The organism is Rhizobium sp. WYCCWR 11152 (assembly GCF_013087615.1).
In the GTDB taxonomy this organism is placed as follows: domain Bacteria; phylum Pseudomonadota; class Alphaproteobacteria; order Rhizobiales; family Rhizobiaceae; genus Rhizobium; species Rhizobium indicum.
In genome coordinates this window covers 370372-390711 of the sequence record NZ_JABFCP010000003.1, presented here as the reverse complement: position 1 = coordinate 390711, position 20340 = coordinate 370372, and the positions used below count along the sequence as shown (strand labels likewise).

General features: G+C 62.6%; 22 protein-coding genes. 8 read left to right on the top strand and 14 right to left on the bottom strand.

Translation table 11 applies throughout. From position 1 onward, the window contains the following. Positions 1–13: 13 nt before the first annotated feature. Genes G9X67_RS04250 through G9X67_RS04240 form a run of 3 tightly spaced genes read right to left on the bottom strand, consistent with a single transcriptional unit; the run spans position 14 to position 2676 of the window. Positions 14–1240, bottom strand: coding sequence for an FAD-dependent oxidoreductase (locus G9X67_RS04250; RefSeq protein ID WP_171598179.1), 1227 nt, complete (start codon positions 1238–1240; stop codon positions 14–16). A gap of 11 nt (positions 1241–1251) precedes the next feature. Beyond that, positions 1252–1566, bottom strand: a complete 315-nt coding sequence (locus G9X67_RS04245; protein WP_171598178.1) for a MocE family 2Fe-2S type ferredoxin — start codon at positions 1564–1566, stop codon at positions 1252–1254. Positions 1567–1587: 21 nt separating this feature from the next. Next, entirely contained in the window at positions 1588–2676 is a 1089-nt protein-coding gene (locus tag G9X67_RS04240; protein ID WP_171598177.1) for a fatty acid desaturase family protein, read from the bottom strand. A 130-nt stretch (positions 2677–2806) separates the two neighbouring features. On the opposite strand from G9X67_RS04240, the gene G9X67_RS04235 reads away from it, so the two are divergent. Continuing rightward, positions 2807–3835, top strand: coding sequence for a LacI family DNA-binding transcriptional regulator (locus tag G9X67_RS04235; protein ID WP_171598176.1), 1029 nt, complete (start codon positions 2807–2809; stop codon positions 3833–3835). A gap of 161 nt (positions 3836–3996) precedes the next feature. Next, complete coding sequence (locus tag G9X67_RS04230; protein ID WP_171598175.1) at positions 3997–4809, top strand: TIM barrel protein; 813 nt, start codon at positions 3997–3999, stop codon at positions 4807–4809. A 97-nt stretch (positions 4810–4906) separates the two neighbouring features. Here the strand turns inward: G9X67_RS04230 and cobM are convergent, their stop codons facing one another. Together cobM and cbiE are read right to left on the bottom strand one after the other, a co-directional pair. Continuing rightward, entirely contained in the window at positions 4907–5665 is a 759-nt protein-coding gene (gene cobM, locus G9X67_RS04225; protein ID WP_171598174.1) for a precorrin-4 C(11)-methyltransferase, read from the bottom strand. A 4-nt stretch (positions 5666–5669) separates the two neighbouring features. Beyond that, positions 5670–6902, bottom strand: a complete 1233-nt coding sequence (gene cbiE, locus G9X67_RS04220; RefSeq protein ID WP_171598173.1) for a precorrin-6y C5,15-methyltransferase (decarboxylating) subunit CbiE — start codon at positions 6900–6902, stop codon at positions 5670–5672. Between cbiE and G9X67_RS04215 the strand changes: the two genes are divergently transcribed. Beyond that, positions 6901–7671: a cobalt-precorrin-6A reductase gene (locus tag G9X67_RS04215; RefSeq protein ID WP_171598172.1), complete on the top strand. Its 771-nt coding sequence runs from the start codon at positions 6901–6903 to the stop codon at positions 7669–7671. The two genes, cbiE and G9X67_RS04215, sit on opposite strands and share 2 nt — an antisense overlap. Here G9X67_RS04215 and G9X67_RS04210 read toward each other — a convergent pair. From G9X67_RS04210 to cobF, 5 genes are all read right to left on the bottom strand, one after another. Beyond that, complete coding sequence (locus G9X67_RS04210) at positions 7635–8399, bottom strand: precorrin-3B C(17)-methyltransferase (protein WP_171598171.1); 765 nt, start codon at positions 8397–8399, stop codon at positions 7635–7637. The two genes, G9X67_RS04215 and G9X67_RS04210, sit on opposite strands and share 37 nt — an antisense overlap. After that, positions 8396–9127, bottom strand: a complete 732-nt coding sequence (locus G9X67_RS04205; RefSeq protein WP_171598170.1) for a precorrin-2 C(20)-methyltransferase — start codon at positions 9125–9127, stop codon at positions 8396–8398. The genes G9X67_RS04210 and G9X67_RS04205 overlap by 4 nt, the downstream gene beginning before the upstream one ends. Next, positions 9124–9756, bottom strand: a complete 633-nt coding sequence (locus G9X67_RS04200; protein ID WP_171598169.1) for a precorrin-8X methylmutase — start codon at positions 9754–9756, stop codon at positions 9124–9126. The genes G9X67_RS04205 and G9X67_RS04200 overlap by 4 nt, the downstream gene beginning before the upstream one ends. A gap of 2 nt (positions 9757–9758) precedes the next feature. Then, positions 9759–11138 carry a precorrin-3B synthase gene (cobG, locus tag G9X67_RS04195; RefSeq protein ID WP_171598168.1) on the bottom strand — a complete coding sequence of 460 codons (1380 nt, stop codon included), beginning with the start codon at positions 11136–11138 and terminating at the stop codon, positions 9759–9761. Between the two features lie 73 nt (positions 11139–11211). Continuing rightward, positions 11212–11976, bottom strand: coding sequence for a precorrin-6A synthase (deacetylating) (cobF, locus tag G9X67_RS04190; protein ID WP_171598167.1), 765 nt, complete (start codon positions 11974–11976; stop codon positions 11212–11214). 203 nt (positions 11977–12179) lie between these two features. Between cobF and repA the strand changes: the two genes are divergently transcribed. The 4 genes from repA (at position 12180) to G9X67_RS04170 (ending at position 17051) form a co-directional block, all read left to right on the top strand. Further along, on the top strand, positions 12180–13376 hold the full coding sequence (repA, locus tag G9X67_RS04185; protein WP_171598166.1) for a plasmid partitioning protein RepA: 1197 nt from the start codon (positions 12180–12182) through the stop codon (positions 13374–13376). Next, positions 13373–14368, top strand: a complete 996-nt coding sequence (gene repB, locus G9X67_RS04180; RefSeq protein WP_171598165.1) for a plasmid partitioning protein RepB — start codon at positions 13373–13375, stop codon at positions 14366–14368. The genes repA and repB overlap by 4 nt, the downstream gene beginning before the upstream one ends. Positions 14369–14522: 154 nt before the next feature. Continuing rightward, on the top strand, positions 14523–15737 hold the full coding sequence (gene repC, locus G9X67_RS04175; protein ID WP_171598164.1) for a plasmid replication protein RepC: 1215 nt from the start codon (positions 14523–14525) through the stop codon (positions 15735–15737). A 180-nt stretch (positions 15738–15917) separates the two neighbouring features. Next, positions 15918–17051, top strand: coding sequence for an RHE_PE00001 family protein (locus G9X67_RS04170; RefSeq protein WP_171598163.1), 1134 nt, complete (start codon positions 15918–15920; stop codon positions 17049–17051). A 326-nt stretch (positions 17052–17377) separates the two neighbouring features. Here G9X67_RS04170 and G9X67_RS04165 read toward each other — a convergent pair whose 3' ends face one another. Genes G9X67_RS04165 through G9X67_RS04155 form a run of 3 tightly spaced genes read right to left on the bottom strand, consistent with a single transcriptional unit; the run spans position 17378 to position 19402 of the window. Then, positions 17378–18088 carry a Bax inhibitor-1/YccA family protein gene (locus G9X67_RS04165; RefSeq protein ID WP_171598162.1) on the bottom strand — a complete coding sequence of 237 codons (711 nt, stop codon included), beginning with the start codon at positions 18086–18088 and terminating at the stop codon, positions 17378–17380. Positions 18089–18108: 20 nt separating this feature from the next. Further along, complete coding sequence (locus tag G9X67_RS04160; RefSeq protein WP_164052531.1) at positions 18109–18876, bottom strand: anti-sigma factor; 768 nt, start codon at positions 18874–18876, stop codon at positions 18109–18111. Further along, a complete protein-coding gene (locus tag G9X67_RS04155; RefSeq protein WP_064655082.1) occupies positions 18863–19402 on the bottom strand; it encodes a sigma-70 family RNA polymerase sigma factor in 540 nt (179 codons plus the stop codon). The genes G9X67_RS04160 and G9X67_RS04155 overlap by 14 nt, the downstream gene beginning before the upstream one ends. Positions 19403–19590: 188 nt before the next feature. On the opposite strand from G9X67_RS04155, the gene G9X67_RS04150 reads away from it, so the two are divergent. Next, complete coding sequence (locus G9X67_RS04150) at positions 19591–19899, top strand: hypothetical protein (protein ID WP_171598161.1); 309 nt, start codon at positions 19591–19593, stop codon at positions 19897–19899. A 42-nt stretch (positions 19900–19941) separates the two neighbouring features. Here the strand turns inward: G9X67_RS04150 and cueR are convergent, their stop codons facing one another. Continuing rightward, positions 19942–20331 (bottom strand): Cu(I)-responsive transcriptional regulator, encoded by a 390-nt coding sequence (cueR, locus tag G9X67_RS04145; RefSeq protein ID WP_025397678.1) that lies wholly within the window; start codon positions 20329–20331, stop codon positions 19942–19944. Positions 20332–20340 lie beyond the last annotated feature (9 nt).

Below are 20340 nucleotides of genomic sequence, written 5' to 3'. Positions count from 1 at the left end.
AATATCGGGCGGCTTAGGCGGCCAGCAGGGATTTCAGTTTGATGTCGCTGGCTGCGAGTGCTGCCGGGTTCGGATGGGCGCGCGCTGCGATCAGCATCTCGGCGAGCCTGATGTCGCGTGCCACCGCATTGCCCGGCCCGATGCCGCTTGCAGCGATCAATCGTCCGCCGGCGTCGAGATGGAAGAGAATGAAGGCGCCTGCACCGAGCTCGCGTCGCTGATGCGTGGCGGCCCCTTCGGCAAGGCCTGATATCTGCAGCGTCATGTCGTATTGATCCGACCAGAACCACGGCACCGCCGAAACGGCCTCGTTAAGGCCGAGCATATTGGCCGCCGCCAATGTGCCCTGCTCCTGCGCATTGCGCCAGGATTCGAGCCGCACCCGCCGGCCGCCATAGATCGACAGCGGAAAGGAGCAGCAATCGCCGGCCGCAAAGACATCAGGTGCGGAGGTCTGGAGATAGGTGTCGACGGCAATGCCGTTGTCGATTGCCAGCCCGGCCCTTTCGGCGATCTCGATATTCGGCCGTGCACCGATGCCGACGAGGACGAGATCGGCTTCAACCACCTCGCCGGTCGACAATTTGATCAGGGCTTTGCCGTTTTCCGCAGTCAGCGCCTCGATGGAGACGCCGCAGCGGATATCGACGCCTTCAGCGCGATGGCGCTCGGTGATAAGATGAGCGATCTCCTCCGGCACCCCACGCTTCAGCACGCGTTCCAGCCCCTCAATGACGGTGACCTCGGCACCGAGCAGCCGCGCCGTTGCCGCAAGTTCCAGCCCGATAAACCCGCCGCCGATGATGGCGATGTGCCGCCCCGGCTTCATCGCATCGCGCAACGCCGCCGCATCGTGATGCGTCCGCAGCGCGCGAATACGCGGGCTGCCCTGCGGCGCGCCGGGGAACGACCGCGCGGCAGCACCCGTCGCAAGCAGAAGCTTGTCGTAGGAAAGCACGGTACCGTCCGAAAGCGTGACGGTCCTGGATGCGGTGCCGAGATCCGTTGCCTCGAGCCCGGTCAGCAGTCGGATGCCGTTTTCGATATATTTTTCCGCCGCGGCGATGAATTTCGGATCGCTTGCACCGGTGAAGCCGGCCTTCGAAAGCGGCGGCCGTTCATAGGGCGGAAGCGGCTCGGCGCCAACCAGCGTTATCTCGCCGGCAAAGCCCTTCTCCCGCAAGGCGAAGGCAGCGCGCGCACCGCATTCGCCCGCTCCGAGGATGACGTAGTGAGCCATGCCGGCCTCCGTCAGAGCGAGATGAAGACGGCGCCGTCTTCGATCTTGACCGGATAGGTCTTGAGATTGACGCAGACCGGCGCACCCTTGGCTTCGCCGGTCTTGTAGTTGAAGCGGCCGTTATGCTTTGGACATTCGATGATCTCATCCATGACAAGCCCGTCGGCGAGATGGATATGTTCATGCGTGCAGAGCCCGTCGGTCGCGAAGAATTCGTCGTCCGGGCTGCGATAGACCGCGAAGGTGCGCCCGTCGTGATCGAAGCGGATGACATCCTCTTCGTCGATCTCATCCTTGTCGCAGACCTGGATCCAGTTTCCGTTCATCTTGTCCTCCCTCGATTGTCTTTATTGCGCGGCCGGGGCCAGCTCGTTGTGGAATTCCTCGCGATAGGGCCGCGCGGTGGCCGGCAGTTCGCGCTTCAGGAAATAATCCTCGTTGCGCAGCTGGCGTAGGAAGGCCGGGATCATCTCGCGATAGCCGGACCATATCGATGGGTTCGGCGCCGGCAGGTCGTGTTTGATCATCGCGTGCAGTTGGGGCAGCGCGTGGTAGGGCACCATGGGAAACATGTGATGTTCGACGTGATAGTTCATGTTCCAGTAGATGAAGCGGCTGATCGGGTTCATATAGACCGTGCGGCTGTTCAGCCGGTGGTCGGTCACATTGTCGGCAAGACCGCCATGCTGGAGCAGTCCGGTCAGCACATGGTGCCAGGCGCCATAGAGGCGCGGCAGGCCGATCAGCATCAGCGGCAGGATCGAACCCATGGCGATCGTGGCCGCGATCGTCGCGATATAGATCGCCAGCCAGATGCGGGCGATGCGGATGGCCTTCGGCTGCTCCATCTCCGGGATGAACGTCTTTTCCGCCGCGCTGACGCCGCCGAAGGCATTGCGCAGCATGTCGATGATCGCATGCCAGGCGTCGAGGATGCCGAAGAAATTGAGCACCAGGCGGAAGAGATCGGGCGGCCGCATGACGGCGATCTCGGGATCGCGGCCGACGATCACCGTATCGGTATGATGGCGCGCATGGCTCCATCGCCAGGTCACCGGATTGCGCATGATCATGAAGCAGGCAATCTGGTAGACGGCATCGTTCATCCAGCGCGTCTTGAAGGCGGTGCCATGGCCGCATTCGTGCCAACGACTGTCGGAGGCCGAGCCGTAGAGCACGCCATAGGCGAGGAAGAAGGGCAGCGCGATCCACGAGCCCCAGAAATAAATGCCGAGCCCGGCAAGGACGACCATGCTACCGACCCAGAGGGCCGTGTCACGGATCGCCGGTGCATCGGAGCGCTGCATCAGCGCCTTCATCTCCTTGCGGGGAATGTCGGTGTGATACCATTCGGCTGCCGCCAGCCCCGTCTCGACGGCGGAGCGGCCGCTTTCGCCGAGAAGGTCGTAGTCACGCTTCTTTGTCTGGGTCGCCATTATCCGCCTCCCGTTGCCCTGCCTGGGAGAATAGGTTGACTTTGAAAAGCGCTCAATGCAGGCTTGATATAATCTATCAAAATCCGTCATGAATGACTTGCATTCATGATTGAATCCATCAGGAACGCCGATGCGCCGTCCCACCATATCCGATCTCGCCCGCGCCTCCGGCGTCAGCGTCGCCACCGTCGATCGCGTTCTCAACGCTCGCCACCGCGTGCGCGAGGAAACGGCGCGACGGGTCTATGATGCGGCGCAGTCGATCGGCTATCACGCTGTCGGGCTGATCAAGCAGCGCGTCTTCGAGGATCTGCCGCAATACAAGCTCGCCTTCCTGCTGCAGAAGCCGATGCAGCCCTTCTATCAGAGCTTCGTGCGTGAGATCGAAACTGCAGCGCGGGCGCTGACGAGCGCGCGCATCCAGACGCAGATCGAGTTTCCGTCCGCCGCGACACCGGCTGCGATCGTCGAAAAGATCAAGACGCTCGGCGCCCGCAACCAGGCCGTCGCTCTCGTCGGCCCGGATTATCCGGCGGTGACGACGGCGGTCGAGGAGTTGAAGGAGCGCGGTATTCCGGTCTTCTCGCTGCTTTCCGACCTCGCCACGGGCGTGCGCGACGCCTATGTCGGCGTCAGCAACCGCAAGGTCGGGCGCACCGCCGCCTGGACGATTGCGCGCACGGCGAAGAAGCCCGGCAAGGTCGCCTGTTTCGTCGGCAGCCACCGCTTTCACGGCCATGAGCTCAGAGAAATCGGCTTCCGCTCCTATTTTCGCGAGAATGCGCCTGAGTTCGATGTCATCGACACGCTGATCAATCTCGAGACAGCCGAAATCACTCATGAGGCGACGTTGACGCTGCTGCAGAAATATCCCGATCTCGTCGGCCTCTATGTCTGCGGCGGCGGCATGGAGGGGGCGATCTCGGCGTTCCGCGAAGAAGGCGTCGGCGGCAAGATCGTCCTGGTGGTCAACGAGCTGACCCCCGACAGCAAGGCCGGTCTTGCCGACGATATCGTCGCCATGGCGATCGGCACTCCCCTGCCCGCTCTCTGCAAGGAGCTGATGGTGCTGATGACGGGCGCCATCGAAAACGGTGAAACGGCTGTTCCCGGGCAGCTCTTCCTGCCTTTCGATATCCATATTTCGGAGAACATCTGAGGAATGATGGAATTCCATCAATCCTTTCGAAATTCTCTCAGCAATGAAAGCCGGCGCCGGCGATGGCGGATGGATTGCGACGCGAATTCCGATAGAGATTCGCTGACCCATTCACGAAGACTGCTCCGCCCCGACGCGGAGATCAGGAGGAGATGCCGATCATGACGTCGATCCGTTTTGCGCTCAACCATATGGCCGCGCCGTCGCTTGCCATCGACGATTTTTTCGCGCTGGCCCGATCGCTCGGCATCGATGCCGTCGAGATCCGCAACGACCTTTCCGGCAATGCCATCCTCGACGGCACCAAACCTGAAACGATCAAGGAGGTTGCCGCCAGCCATGGCGTGACGATCATTTCGATCAACGCCCTGCAGCGCTTCAACGAGTGGAACGCGACCCGGGCCGCCGAAGCGCAGGAACTGATCGATTATGCCGGCACGTCCGGCGCCAAGGCGCTCGTCCTCGTTCCGAAGAATGACGGCACCGGCTGCGCCGATGGCGAACGGCAGGCCAATCTGCGCCAGTCTCTGGCGGCGCTGCGGCCGATGCTAGAGGACGCCGGCATTATCGGTCTCGTCGAGCCGCTCGGCTTCGAGATCTGCTCGCTGCGCTCGAAGACCGAGGCGGCCGAGGCAATCAGGGAACTCGGCGCGGAATCGACCTTCAGGCTTGTCCACGACACCTTCCACCATCACCTTGCCGGTGAAGCGGCGACCTTCCCTGAGCTGGCCGGCCTCGTTCACATTTCCGGGGTCAGCGATCCTTCCGTTTCCGTTGCCGATATGCGCGATTCCCATCGGGTGCTCGTGGACGGCGACGACCGGCTCGATAATGCCGGGCAGATCAGGGCGCTGCTGCAGGCGGGCTATAAGGGTCCGTTCTCCTTTGAACCCTTTGCAGCGGAAGTTCATGCGGTCGAGGACCCGGCCGGTGCGCTTCGGGCCAGCATGGATTATCTGTCCGCGCGGGTTTGAGACCTGAGAGAAACGTCCTGATACCGCCATTGGTGTCGGGACTGGGCGGGGGACGAATGTCACGATTGGCCGCGCTGGCGCGGCCAATCGCCTGAAGTTATTCCCGGCCTCTGAACCGACGCTGATAGGCCGGATCGTAGAGCGAGCTTTCGCGGAAATCTTCCACTGCCAGCGATGGGCCGACGAAGATGATCGCCGTGCGTTCGATCGGTTCGGCCGCAACCTTTGCTTCGATATCGGCGAGCGTGCCGCGCAGGATGCGCTCGTCTGGCCAGGAGGCCTTGACGACGATCGCGACAGGGCAGTCGACGCCGTAAAGCGGCGTCAACTCTTCGACCACTTGCTTCAGCGCGTGGATTGCCAGATGGATTGCCAGTGTGGCGCCCGTTGCGCCGAACTTCGCCAGGGTCTCGTCGTTGGGCATCGGTGACGCGCGGCCGGAAACGCGGGTCAGCACCAGGCTTTGGGCCACAGCCGGGATCGTCAGTTCGCGCCCAAGCGTCGAGGCTGCGGCGGCAAAGGCCGGAACGCCTGGCGTCATCGTATAGTCAATGCCGTGTTTTTGCAGCCGGCGCACCTGCTCGGCGACTGCACTCCAGACCGAGAGATCGCCGGAATGCAGCCGGGCGACATCTTGGCCCGCCGCAGCGGCGCGAAGATATTCCGCCTCGATCTCGTCGAGCGACATCGGCGCCGTATCGACGATGCGCGCACCCGGCGGACAATATTGCAGCAGTTCGGGCGAGACGATCGAGCCGGCATAAAGGCAGACCGCGCACCGGGCGATGAGATCGCGGCCGCGCACCGTGATCAGATCCGCAGCACCCGGCCCCGCGCCGATGAAATGCACCGTCATCTCGTCATCCTTTCGTCCAGCGCCACTGCGTTACCGGCATGGCCGGCCGCCAGCCGCTCATGCCGCCGATGGGCTGGGCGCGCGATATTTCGATCCGCGTGAGGAAGCCGCCGCGTTTGGTATGTTCGGCGAGCAGCACCGCCTCCATTTCCAGCGTCACAGCGTTGGCAACGAGCCGCCCTCCCCGCTTCAGCGCGGCAATCGCAGCATCGATAACACCCGGTTCGCTGCCGCCGCCGCCGAGGAAGATCACATCCGGCTCCGGCAGGCCCTTCAGTGCATCGGGCGCCGTACCCTCAATGACGGCGAGATGCGGCACGCCGAAGGCGGCTGCATTGCGGGCGACCCGCGCAGCCCGCTCCGGCGATTGTTCGACGGCGATTGTCTTGAGGCTGGGTTCGGCGAGCATCCATTCGATGCCGATCGATCCCGATCCCGCGCCGATATCCCAGAGCAGTTCGCCGTGACGGGGCGCGAGTGCGGAAAGCGTCATCGCCCGGATTTCGCGTTTGGTGATCTGCCCATCATGCTCGAACAGCTCATCCTCGAGCCCGGCGGCAAAAGGCAGAATGCGCGCCCCCTCCCCTGCCGCAACATCGACGGCGCACACATTCAGGGGATCGATGTCCAGGAGATCAAAATCCGTCGCCGTAGCACTTCTCTGCCGTTCCCGAATCCCGCCCAGCGCCTCGAGCACTGTAAGCCGCGACTGACCGAAGCCAGCAGCAGTCAGCAGGGCAGCCAGATCGCCAAGCTCCTTCTCGTCCGAGGTCAGCGCGATGATGCGTCGTCCGGGGTGCAGATGCGGCCGGATCAGGTCGATCGGCCGTCCATGCAGCGAGATCGTCGCAACGTTCTGCAGCGGCCAGCCAAGGCGGGACGCGGCAAGGCTGAAGGTCGAGGGCGCCGGGATGGTGCGCATCTCTTCCGCCGCCACATGGCGGGAGAGCGTTGCGCCGACGCCGTAGAGGAAGGGATCGCCGGAGGCGAGCACGACAACAGGCGTGCCGCGCCTTTCGAGGATAGCGTCGACCGAGCGCTCGAAGGGGCTCTGCCAGGAAAGCTTTTCGCCTGTGATCAGCGACGCAGCGAGTGCATGGTGCCGCGCACCACCGAAGACGGCAGGTGCGGTCGCGATCAGCCCCCTCGCCTTCTCGCCCAGCCCTTCTGGACCATCTTCGCCGATGCCGATAATAGTCAGCCAGCGCTGGCTAGAGGCAGGAGAGACATCAGACATGGGAAGACCCCGCATCTTGATCCTCGGCGGCACCAGCGAGGCGCGGCTGCTGGCCGAGGCGCTGGCGGCGCGTGATGATTGCGATGTTCTGCTGTCGCTTGCCGGTCGCACCGAGAAACCGGCCGCGCAGCCTGTTCCAGTTCGCATCGGTGGTTTCGGCGGCGCTGCCGCACTTGCCGATTTCCTCAAGGCCGGCGGATATCGTCTGTTGATCGACGCCACGCATCCCTTCGCCGAGCGCATTTCGGCCAATGCCGCTTTCGCGGCCGAGACCACCTGCATCGCCGCGATCGCTCTGCGCCGTCCCGAATGGCATCGCATGGCCGGCGATCGCTGGCGGGACGTGCGGAGCATTCCGGCTGCCATCGAAGCGCTCGGCCCCTCCCCCCGCCATGTCTTCCTGGCGACGGGCCGGCAGGGTGCCCATTATGCGCAAGCCGCACCGCAGCATCACTACCTCGTTCGCAGCGTCGATCCCGTCGAACCGCCGCTTGTGCTTGATAATGTCGAGTACATCCTCGAGCGTGGTCCGTTCACGCTGGACGGTGAATGCGATCTGCTGAGGCAGCACCACATTGACGTCATCGTCGCCAAGAATAGCGGCGGTGCGGCCACCTATGCGAAGATCGAGGCAGCCCGCCTGCTCGGTATCGAGGTGATGATGGTGGCGCGCGCGCCGGCCTCGATCGTCAAGGCGGTCGACACTGTCGAGGCGGCGCTGGCGGCGATCGATCACCTGTTCCCCCCCGCCGTGAAACGAGGCGTATAGACGAGGTCCAGTCTGCCTGGCCGTGTGACGATGCGTGTCTCGGCGGAGCCGATGATGATGCAGGTCGCCATATCGGCAATCGACGCATCTGCCTGCGACAGCTGCTGGACGGCGATACGTTCGTCGGGACGCCCGGCCGCGCGCCCGAAAATAACCGGCGTTGCTGCAGGCAGATGGTCGCGCATCAGCTTGAAGGCTTCGCCGAGCTGCCAGGGCCGCGCCCGGCTGATCGGATTGTAGAGCGCGATGACAAAACCTGCCTTTGCCGCCAATACAAGACGGTTTTCTATTATATTCCAAGGCTTTAGATTGTCAGACAGCGATATGGCGCAGAAGTCGTGGCCAAGCGGAGCGCCTGCTCTTGCCGCCACTGCCAGCATCGCCGTGATGCCGGGCAGGATGATGAGATCGACCACGCGCCATGCGGCCGGCCCGTTCTCGATCGCTTCGCAGACCGCGGCGGCCATGGCGAAGACGCCGGGGTCGCCGCCGGAGACGACGCAGACCGTGGCGCCATCGGCTGCCATGGCGAGGGCTGCCCCTGCCCTATCAAGCTCCTCGCGATTGTCCGAGGCATGCCGCAACTGATCGTGGCGGAGCTGCAGCCTGTCGAGATAAGGTCCGTAGCCGAAGAAATCCGTCGCCGCATCGACAGCGGCCAAAGCTTCCGGCGTCATCTGCTCGGGGTTGCCGGGACCGGTGCCGATCACGAAAAGCCTGCCGCTCATCGGCTGCCCTCCCAGCCCGGCACCAGCACGATCGAAAAGTACGGTGCATCGCCGTCGGTCCTGTCGGCAAGCTTTTCCATCGCCGCATTCGCCATGGTGCCGCGCTCGACATAGACGGCTTCCGCAAGCCGGCCGGCCGCCGCCAGCGCCCGGCGGATCTTCGGCAGGTTGCGGCCTACCTTCATGATGACGGCGGCTTGCGTATCGGCAAGACGGCGCGTCAGCTCGGTCTCGGCCATCGTACCGGGCAGTACGGAAAGCACGTCGTCGCCCTGAACGATCGGCATGCCCGCCAGCGACCAGCAGCCCGACATGGCGCTGATGCCCGGGATCACTTCCGTCGGGTAGCGCGTGGAAAGCCTGACATGCAGGTGCATATAGGAGCCATAGAAGAGCGGATCGCCTTCGCTGAGAACGGCGACGGTCAGCCCGGCATCGAGATGCCCGGCAACAGCTTTGGCAGACTGGTCGTAGAATTGGGTGATCAGGCGCTGGTAGCGTTCGTCGTTCTTGTCGATCTCCGTGGTCACCGGATAAAAGAGCGGCAGCAGCGTCACCCCGGATTTCAGCAGCGGCTCGACGATCGCCTTGCCGTTGCCGCCCCTGCCCTGCTTGGCGAAATAAGCGATCACATCAGCGCCTTCGATGGCGCGGACGGCTTTGAGGGTCAGGAGGTCCGGGTCGCCGGGACCCGTGCCGACGCCGATGAGACGGCCGCTTCTGGTCATAGGCCTGGCCTCGCCAATGCATTGATGGCGGCTGCCGTCATGGCGCTGCCGCCGAGCCGACCGCGGACGATGGCAAAGGGTACGCCGTAGGAATTATCTGCCAGCGCATCCTTGGATTCGGCGGCGCCGACGAAGCCCACGGGCATGCCGAGGATCGCCGCGGGTTTCGGGGCGCCGTCGCGCAGGAGTTCGAGCAGATGGAAGAGGGCGGTCGGTGCATTGCCGATCGCAACAACGCTGCCGCCGAGCCGATCGAGCCAGAGATGCATGGCGGCGGCCGAGCGCGTATTGCCGGTCTCGCGCGCAAGCTCCGGTGTCGCGGGATCGCGCAGCGTGCAGATCACCTCGTTCAGCGCCGGCAGCCGCGCCCGGGTGACGCCCTGGGACACCATTTCCGCGTCGCAGAAAATCGGCGCCCCACCCTTCAGCGCATCGCGCGCCGCGCTGACGAAATCGGCCGAGAACAGGAAATGCTCCGCCGCCTCGACCAGCCCGCAGGCATGGATCATGCGCACGGCGATTTCGGCTTGATCGTCGGTGAAGCGCGAAAGATCGGCCTCGGCACGGATAATGGCAAAGGAACGCTCGTAGATCGCATCGCCGCTGCGGATATAATCGTAGTCTGGCATTCCTATTCCTGTCGCAGCGCCTTCGAAACGCCGGTTGCGCCAAGCCGTGTAAGGCAGGCGGCGGTCGATTCGCCAGCGCCTTTGTTATCTTCGATGGCCCGGGCGAGCCTCTCTATAGCGAAATCGATCCGACCGCCAGCGATCCGTTCGTCCGGCAGATCCGCAGCAAGCCCATTGAGGATGAGGCCATAACCTTCCGCCGAGCCCGTCAGGGTCAGCGCCGGCCGGGCATGAGCGCAGCCCTTGGCGCAGCCGGATAGATGCAGCGTCAGCGAACCGTCGAAAAGGGCAGGTGTCGCGGCAATGAGGCGGCGGGCCAGGGTTCGCGTCTCGTAAAAAGCCGAACCGCAGGCGCCGGCGCCGGCACAGGCGGCGATATGCTCGGTATTCTCGCCGGGCTGGGTGCTGAAGCCATGCCTGGCGGCGGCGATCTGGATAGCCGGCACTGTATCGGCGGAAAGCCCGATGAGGAAGAAACCGCGACCGGGCGCAAGCCGGATGGCTGTTGCGCCGCGGGCCTCTGCCAAGTCAAGCAAAGCGATCAGATCGGAGGCTCTCATCTGCCCCAATTCCGGCCTGACGCCAAGTATGGTTTTGCCGTCGGCGAGCTTGTGCGAGCCGGCAAGCGGCATCCCTGCCGCGCGGGACGCAATGGGTCGAATGCCATCCATCGCGGGAAAACGCGCCCGCAGAAGCGCCGGATCGATATCCCGTGCTCGCCTGCCCTGCCCGAGGGCCAACAAGCTCAGAATTTCGCCGACGGCCGATATCGCCGCCTCCGCATTACCGATCGCGACCGGCATTGCGGTTTCAGCGTCGCGATTGATCGCGACCAGCCATTCTGCGCCGGATTGCGCGACAATACGGATATCGGCGGACAATGCCGACAAGCCGAAGGCCCCACCGCCGTCGGCGACGAGCGAGAGTTTTGGCGCGAGGCGCGGCGACGCAAGCTGATCACGGAGCATGCTGCGCAAGGCCATTTCCATTGCCGCCGGATCGCTGATCTCTTCCGGGTCGATGCCGTGCAGTGGCGATGTCTCGATCGCCGGCCCGTCCGGCACGGTGATCCCGGCTGCATCGATATCGGCAGCGAGCTGTCCGAAGGTCTCAGTCCGAAGGCCTCGGATCTGCAGATTGCCGCGGGCGGTGATTTCGAGAATGCCGTTTCCATGTGCTGCGGCGGAGCGGGCAAGGCTTGCGAACTGCGACAGCGTCAACGCGCCGCCGGCCGGCCGCAGCCGTACCAGCAAACCATCGCCGGTCTGCATGGGCGCGGCAAGGGCGGGGCAGGCGCCGCGCCTACGCATCGTCACCGCCGGGCGCTCGTGCAGATCCGCCTCGCCTGTCCTGTCGCTCGCCTTTGCGGCCTCAATGCTCATTCTCGATCCTCTGGCCATTTCTTACATGATCGCAACCGGGCCGGCAAAGCATGATGGAAAGGCTTCGGAGTGGCTATTCGTCGAAATCCCGTCCCTTGCGCAGGAGATAGATGTCCATGATCCAGCCATGCCGCAGTCTGGCCTCGGCCCTCAGCGTCAGAATGTCGGTGGCGATGTCGCCAAGCCGTCCTGATCTGACGATCTCGTCCTTGGTACCGAGATAGGCGCCCCAGAAGATCTCGGCATCGGGATCGTCGATCTTCGCAAAAGCCTGTTCGCCGTCAAGCATGACGACGGTGCTGTCGGTCAAAAGTCCGTCTTGCGCCAGCCTGCGCCCTGTGGTGATCTCGATTGGTTTGCCGACGAGGTTGACCGGGATTTTGTGGCTGGCCGCCAGCGCCTGGATGCTGGTGATGCCGGGAATGACGCTGTAATCGAAATCCAGGCTGCTTTCCCGGCGCACGCGTTCGATGATGCGGATCGTGCTGTCGTAGAGACTGGGATCACCCCAGACGAGAAAGGCGCCGCTGCCATCATCCGGGAGACCGGAGATCAGCTCTCCATAGATACTGGCGATCTCGCCGTGCCAGGTATCGACGCTTTGCGCATAGGTCTTGTCTGCCGTCTGCCTTTGCGGCACCTCGAATTCTGAAATCCTGCCGGCCGGCCGGGTGATATAACATTCGCAGATATCCCGCCGGATTTCGGCGAGCTCTTCCTTGCCGGCGCCCTTGACTGGCAGGAAGACCACGTCGGCTGCGTTCATCGCGTTGATTGCCTGTATGGTGAGGTGCTCCGGGTTGCCGGTGCCGATGCCGATGATATGGATATGCTTCAAGCGGATACTCCCCGTTGAGTCCTGGCGGTCTTGCCGAAAAAGCCGGCTCGCCGCAAGGGTGGGAAAGGGAGTTGGCCGCGGCCAACCGAGCCTGTAGGCGGCATCTGAGCCCTGTTGTTGCTGCAAATCCCGAATCGTGTCACCTTCGATACGCTTTTTGACGCTATGTTGACAGAAAAGCGCATCGAAAAGGATTGAGTGTTTTGGACAACATTAGCGTATCGACGACAGATGTACGGATCGAGCGGCATGCCAACCAGCTTTCTCGGCAACTGAAGCTCCTCCGCGACAAGCTGTTTCCGCCGCTCTCGCAAAAGACGCTACGAACATTCTCCTCCGGCGAGGCGGCTCAGATGATCGGCGTCTCGGACGGCTATCTTCGCCAGCTTTCACTGGATGGCAAGGGACCGCAGCCGGATCTTGCCCAGAATGGCCGGCGTTCCTACACACTTGGCCAGATCAACGAATTGCGCCAGTATATGGCCAAGCTCAAGCCGAAGGACGCACTTTCCTATCAGCCGTGGCGCCGCCCTGGCGAAAAGTTGCAGACGGTTGCCGTCACCAATTTCAAGGGCGGCTCGGCCAAAACCACGACGACGCTCTATCTGGCGCAGTATCTGGCCCTGGCTGGTTACCGGGTGCTTGCGATCGATCTCGATCCGCAGGCTTCGCTCTCTTCCATGCTCGGCGTCCAGCCCGAATTTGATCTTTCCGAAGGGGACACGCTCTATGGCGCAATTCGCTATGATGCGGACCGCAAGCCGCTGAAGGAGATCGTCCGCAAGACCTATTTCGACGGTTTGGATCTGGTGCCGGGCAATCTCGAACTGATGGAGTTCGAGCATGAGACGCCACGGGCATTGAACGACCGGCAGCGACCTGGCGAGCTGTTCTTCCGTCGCGTCGGCATCGCCATTGCCGAGGTCGAGGCCGATTACGACATCGTGGTGATCGACTGCCCGCCGCAGCTCGGTTACCTAACGCTTGGCGCTGTTTGTGCCGCGACATCGCTGCTCATCACCATCCATCCGCAGATGGTCGACGTCGCTTCCATGTCGCAGTTCCTGCTGATGACCTCGGATCTGCTTTCCGTCGTACGCAAGGCAGGCGGCGACCTACAGCATGATTTCATCAAGTATGTCGTCACGCGTCACGAACCCTTCGACGCGCCGCAGTCGCAGATCGTCGCGCTGCTGCGCAGCCTTTTCAGTGACGACGTGTTGACGGCGACCATTCTCAAATCGACGGCGATCGCCGATGTCGGCCTGACCAAGCAGACGCTCTACGAGATCGAGAAGGGGCAGGTGCGCCGCTCGACCTATGACCGGGCGCTGGAATCGGTCAATGCCGCCAACGGCGAGGTTCTCGCCGGTATTCACAAAGCGTGGGGCCGCACATGAGCAGACGCGATCGCCTGAAGGGTCTTTTCGACGATACGGCGCAGGAGTTGGCCGCGGCCAACTACGAGGAACCATCTTCGCGCGGATCGGCCGGGCCGGTTCGGACGATGGCGTTGACCCTTGGCCGCATGGAAGAAGAGAGTAGGGCGATGCAGGAGGCCTTGCTCTCCGGTGAACGCATCGTCGAACTCGATCCTGATCTGATCGATTCCTCCTTCGTCCGCGACCGCCTTGCCGACCAGCCCCTCGATATGGAAGACGAGTTGGTGCGGTCGATCGCCGAGAACGGCCAGGAAGTGCCGATCCTCGTTCGCCGCCATCCCAATGATGAGGACCGCTACCAGATCGCCTACGGCCATCGCCGCCTGCAGGCGGTCAAGCTGCTCGGCCTCAAGGTGCAGGCGATCGTCCGTAAGCTCGACGATACCGATGTCGTCATCGCGCAGGGCATCGAGAATTCGGCGCGCCGCAACCTTTCTTATATCGAGCGCGCGGTCTTTGCCCTTAATCTCGAGCTCAAGGGTTTTGAGCGCCCGGTCATCATGAAAGCGCTGTCGACGGACAAGACGGAGCTATCGAAGCTGATATCCGTCGCAAAAGCCATCCCCGCCGAAATCGTCAGGTCGGTCGGAGCTGCGCCCGGTATCGGGCGGCGCCGTTGGATGGCGCTTGCCCAGGACTGGAATGGGATGACGGCCGCCCGACTTGCCAAGCTCGTTGCCTCGGGAAGTTTCATGGCGGAGGAGAGCGACCGCCGTTTCGAGCTTTTGGTCGCCGAGCTCGCCAGGAAAGAGGCAAAGCCCGCAACCACGGAATTTGACTGGAAGCCGAAGAGCGGCGGCAAGATCGCCGGCCGAATCAAGAGCGCCGGTAATTCCTTCACGATCGCGTTGAAGACCGGCGATGCGCCGGATTTCGGCGCTTACATCTCACGCCGTCTCGATGAGCTTTACGAAGCCTATCGGGCCGGCAAGTTGCAAGCAGGAGAGTAAACCGCAAAAGAAAAAAGCCTCCGAACGTTGCCGCCGCGGAAGCCTTTCTCATATCTGGACAATCTGAGAATCGCACTTCCTCGAATCACTGTCAAGCGTCTTCGGCATCCTTTTGGGTGGTAGGTTTCTTTTGCCTTGAGAAAAGGTGAGGGACATGGAGCCTCAATATGTATCGACGCCCTTTGGGCGGCGGTCGATGACGCTTGGCATGCTGGCAAGTCAGCAAAGCGTCAGCAAGGTCGATCCGGACGCATCGGTCGACAAGTGGAAGATTTTTCGCGCGCTCTGCGAAGCAAAGGACATGGTCGGCGTATCTGACCGCGCCCTGGCTGTTCTCAACGCGCTGTTGACCTTCTACCCGAAGAACGAGATTGCCGAGGCCAACGGCTTCGTCGTCTTTCCGTCGAACGAGCAACTGTCGTTGCGCGCGCACGGCATGGCCGGCACGACGTTGCGGCGGAACCTGGCGATGCTGGTGGAAGCCGGCCTGATCATCCGCCGGGATAGCCCGAACGGGAAACGTTTTGCCCGGCGCAACGGCGAGGGCGGGCTTGGAGAGGCCTTTGGCTTCAGCCTGGCGCCGCTCCTGGTACGCGCTCGCGAGATCGAGGCGCAGGCGGCTCAGGTGATGGCCGCCAAGCTCGAATGGAAGCGCCTGAGGGAGCGCCTGACACTTTGCCGGCGTGACATCACCAAGCTCATCGAGATCGCGCTGGAAGAGGAAATTGCAGGCGAATGGATCGAGATGCAGAAGTATTTCAATCTGCTTTCCGCAAGCCTGCCGCGCCGCCCGTCGGCCGCCGAGATGGAAAGCCTGCTGGCCGATCTCGAAGCTTTCCGGGAATTGATCGTCAAGACGCTGGAATCGAAGTCGAAAACAGAAAAATCAGACGCCAATGATAACCAAAACGGTCGGCACATACATAATTCAAACCCACACCTTAACTCTGAACTTGAACCAAGCTTCGAACCGAAGCAGGGTGCAAAGCCGGAGGAAGAACCGCGGCATTGGCGCGAGCCGCCGAAATCCTTCCCCCTTGCCATGGTGCTGCAGGCCTGCCCGGAGATCATCGCTTACGGACCGGGCGGCGGCATCGGCAGCTGGCGCGATCTGATGGCCGCGGCCGTCATCGTCCGTTCCACGCTTGGCGTCAGCCCCAGCGCCTATCAACTGGCCTGCGATGTCCTGGGGCCGGAAAACGCCGCCACGGTGATCGCCTGCATTCTGGAAAGGGGCGGACATATCAACTCGGCCGGCGGCTACCTGCGTGACCTGACGCGGCGGGCGGAGCGCGGCGAGTTCTCGCTCGGACCGATGCTGATGGCGCTTATGCGGGCAAATGGTCCAACGGCGAGGAAAACGGGATGAGCGGCTATGAAAAAGCTTCGCGCCAGCTCAGACGGTTAGAAGGAGATGCGGCCGGTCGATCAGCCAGGTTAACGGCTTCCATTTCCCAAGGTTTGTTGAAATACGCTGTTAACCATGTCATACATGGCGGAAGGAAACACGTATTTTGCTTCCATTTGTGAAAAACCGTAAAGCTTAACAATGCGCTACGATATCGACGGTACGATGCTTCAAACCCTGCTTCCAGCCCTTACCGCGGCGGAGGATGCGGTGGCGCGGCTGGACGAGCGGGTGTCGCGCTCGCCGGTCGGCGAGGGATTTGCCGACCGCAGCCATTTCTTCGATGCCGCCGGCGCGCTCTGGGTGGCCGGCGAACTCGTGCATGTCGAGGATCTCGTTTTGCATGATGCGCATATGGATAGCCGCGCTCCCACCCACGAACTGACGATCGCCCATTCCGTGCTGCGGGCACGTCGGCGCATCTGGACCGGCGAACCCGCCTGGGCACTCGGCGTCGCGGGTCTTGCGACGCTGACCGCGACCGGCGGGGAAGGGGAGGGGAAAGCGCCGGAGGCAAAGAGCGTCGCCGCTCCACTCGAGACCGACGAAGAGGGCGAGGATGAGGAGGGGCCGCTCGCTGCCGAGATGGCGGAGATCGATGCGCTTCTTGCCCGCTCGCAAAAGCTGCTCGACATCCATACCGGGAAAACGCCGGAAAGCGAGACGGTCGCCGTTACCCCGGCAAGGCGCAACGAGGATCCCCTCGGCTTGCTCGGTGACGACGAGTGGGACGAGGAACAGCGGCTTGCGGAGTGGCGAAGCGTGCAGCCATTGGGCGATAGCTTGCCGCCGGTTCTCGGTGCTATCATCCTCTTCGAAGCCTGGGAAAGGATCGAGCCGTTGCGGCGTCAGCACTGGCTCGGCGGTCTTCTGGTCGCAAGCCATCTACGCGCCCGCGGCAAGGTCGCCTCGCATCTCTTTTCTTTCTACGGCGGGCTGAAGCTGGTGCGCCATGAGCGTCGTCGGGCACGCGATCGCGTCACGCGGCTACAAGCCTTTCTGGAGGCGATGCATCTGGGTGCTGTGGCCGGCCTCAAGGAAATCGACCGCTTGACCTTGGCGCGCACGCAGATGGAGCTGCGGTTCCGCGGCCGCCGTTCGAACAGCAGCCTGCCGGAACTTGCCGATTTCATCCTGTCGCGGCCAATGGTCTCGGCGGCGATGATCGCCCGTCAACTGCGCATCACGCCGCGCGGCGCGCTCAACCTCGTCAACGACATCGGCATTCGTGAAATCACCGGGCGCGGCCGCTATCGCGCCTGGGGTATCATCTAGCGCATAACCCCGAAAATCGGAACCGATTTTCGGAAAGGATTATGCGGAGATTCAAAGTGATAGAGCGTCCTTAGCGCGTCTGCAAAGACGCGCGGCGCTCTAATGTATGTCGCCCAAAAGTGGGCAGCGGTTTTGGGACGACGACATGCATCAATCAAAGACTCAAAGCGAGTCGCATGATTCCGATTTGACGCGATGCGCTTTAAAAACGGAAACGGCCGGGCGTTGGCCCGGCCGTCTCGTTTAGGTGAGCACCCAGTCCGCCATCCTGTCACAGACTGCAGACCAGGCGCTCTTGCGCTTCCTTTGCCCCCAGAAGCGCAGTCCTATTCCCGCTCGCCGGTGAAGTTGAGCAGAAGCTGGAAGATGTTGACGAAGTTCAGGTAGAGCGAGAGCGCACCGAAGACTGCGAGCTTCTGGTTCGATTCCTGATCAAAGTTTTCCGAATACTGTTCCTTGATGTTCTGCGTGTCGTAGGCGGTGAGGCCGACGAAGACGACGATACCGATCACGGAGATCGCGAACTGCAGGGCGCTCGAACCCAGGAAGATGTTGACGACAGAGGCGATGATGACGCCGAAGAGGCCCATCATCAGGAACGAGCCCATGCGCGAGAGGTCACGCTTCGTCGCATAGCCGTAGAGGCTGGTGGCGCCGAACATCGTCGCGGTGATGAAGAAGGTCCGCGCGATGCTCGCCCCGGTGAAGACCAGGAAGACGGAAGCGAGCGACAGGCCCATCACGGCGCAGAAGGCCCAGAAGGTGATCTGGGCAGTGCTGGCCGACATCGTCTGGATCTTGAACGAGAAGAAGAAGACGAAGGCGAGCGGGGCGAGCATCACCACCCACTTCAGCGGCGAGCCGAAGATCGGCACGTAGAGTGCCGGCGTCGAACCGACGACAAAGGCGACGAGGCCTGTGATGACGAGGCCGAGAGCCATATAGTTGTAGACGCGCAGCATATGCTGGCGCAGGCCTTCGTCGAACAGGGCCTGGGAGCCGGCGACGGCGCCGTAGCGGGAATTGATCGGGTTCATGCTGATCTCCTCGGTTTGAATTAATAGAGCGAGCGGGCGAGCCGTTCGGCCGCCTGGTCGAGATTGAGACCGCTATCGTCGGCGATCAGCGCATAGGCGACCTCGCCGATCTGCCAATAGGCGGCTTCTGCTTTTTCCAGCGTGAGATGACTGACCGGCTTGACCTCGAAGGCGCCCGGACGGACGGCGAAAAGCGACAGTTGCTTTCCGTCTGATTGTTCGATCGCCATCTCGACGCTGGGGCCGAATTCGGACGGGAAGATCTGCACGTCGGCGACCTTCCAACCCTTAGGCAGCTCGGGCATCACGATCGCGGTGGCGGCGCGAATGTCGTCGGCGCTATAGGTGGCCGGCGTCTGCGGAGGCATCGATTGGCGCAGGGCCGCGGTCTGATAGGCGCGGACGGCATCCTCGACATAGGCGGGTGCCGGAACGGATGCCACCACCTCGGTCGCCGAGAAGGCGCCGAAGGAATTGTGCGCCACCCAGCCGGCGGCGATCAGAATACCGACAGCGGCGACGCGCTGCATCGAATGGAAGATGCGACCATAAGAAAGGCCGCGTTCCAGCCGCCGGGCGGCATCGCGGGTCTCGGGGCGGCCAAAGGCACTTTCGCCGGCCAGCGCCAGACGCAGTTCGCCCTTGACGCTGAGGTCGGCCATGACCTTGGCGGCGATCGCCGGATGCTCGGAAAGATAGGATTCCACCTGGATGCGGCGGGCGACATCGAGCTCGCCATCCACATAGGCGTCGAGATCGGCATCGAGGATCGGATCAATTGCTTTCATTGCCGTTCCCTCCGATGATTCTCAGATGCGAAACCCGCGGCGTCTTCTCCTCGAATTCGCGCAGTTGAGCGCGGGCGCGGGAGATGCGCGACATCAGCGTCCCCACAGGAATGCCGAGCGCCTGGGCGGCCTCCTGGTAGGAAAGGTCTTCGATCGCAACGAGATGCAGCGCCTCGCGCTGTTCCTCCGGGAGGTCGAAGAAGGCGTCGCGCACCTGCTGCAGGCGCACGGCATGTTCCTGGCCGGCCGGCAGCGACTGCTCGGCTTCGACAGCCGCCTCGTCGTGACGGCGCGTCAGCGACCGGTTCCGGCGAAGACGATCGATATGGGCATTGTGCAGGATGGAGAGCAGCCAGGTGCGCAGGTTGCCGCCACTGCGGAAGCTCTTTCGCTTCTCGAAGGCGCGCACCAGCGCATCATGCACCAGATCCTCCGCCTCGTCCGAATTGCGCACCAGCGAGCGAGCGTAGCGCCTCAGCGCTGCAAGCTGTCCGATGACGTCGAAGGGGCGTTCTCTGCGTTCCATGATTGAGTATACGGAATTGCGGCGGGTTTTATTCCCGGCGGACGTAAAAAAATCATGCGGACCGAAGACCGTCGCCGGATCATCATCAAAATAGTCTTCTCAAGCGGACAGGTGCCTCAAGTCCGCGATTGTTTATGACAATTACATGACAGATCATGACGCCGCTGATTTGCAGGGGAAAATCAAGAATGAAGGAAAAGAAGCGGGTCTACGAAGCTCTCGTGGACGGCGCCATGGAAGGGCTGACGGATGAGGCGCTCTACGCTTTCGTCAAGGCGCGTTGTCCGAAGGCCACCAGCAAGAGGATCGTCCGGGCTTCGCTTCTCGCCCTGTTGGATCCTCATCTCAGGGATCGCAATATTCTCGACGTGATCTATGCGCTGGCGATCAAGCATCGGCTGGATGACGGCGTACTGGATGACGGCGAAGACGAAGGACCCGACGAGCGGCCTCAATCCTCGCAGGCGGCCAACCAGAACATGCCGCAGCCTTCCTGAGGCAGGTCTCGCCTGAAGCGAGGCGCTCGCTTCCTGAAATGATCAGCCGCCGTCCGAAAGCTCTTCGAGGATCGGACAGTCCGGCCTGTCGTTGCCGTGACAGGCATGTACGAGATGCTCGAGGGTGCGGCGCAGTTCCGTCAGTTCGCGGATCTTGCGGTCGATCTCGGCGAGCTTGGTCTCAGCAATATCCTTGACGTCGGCGCTCGCCCGATCCTTGTCCTCGTAGAGCGCCAGCAATTGCCGGCATTCCTCGACGGAAAAGCCGAGGCCGCGCGAGCGTTGCAGGAAGCGCAGCTTGTGGATGTCGGTTGCGGCATAGTCGCGATAGCCGTTTCCGCCCCTTTCGGGACGGATGAGGCCGATATCCTCGTAGTAGCGGATGGTCTTGGAAGGCAGGCCGGAGCGTTCCGATGCTTCGCCGATATTCATCGCCATCTC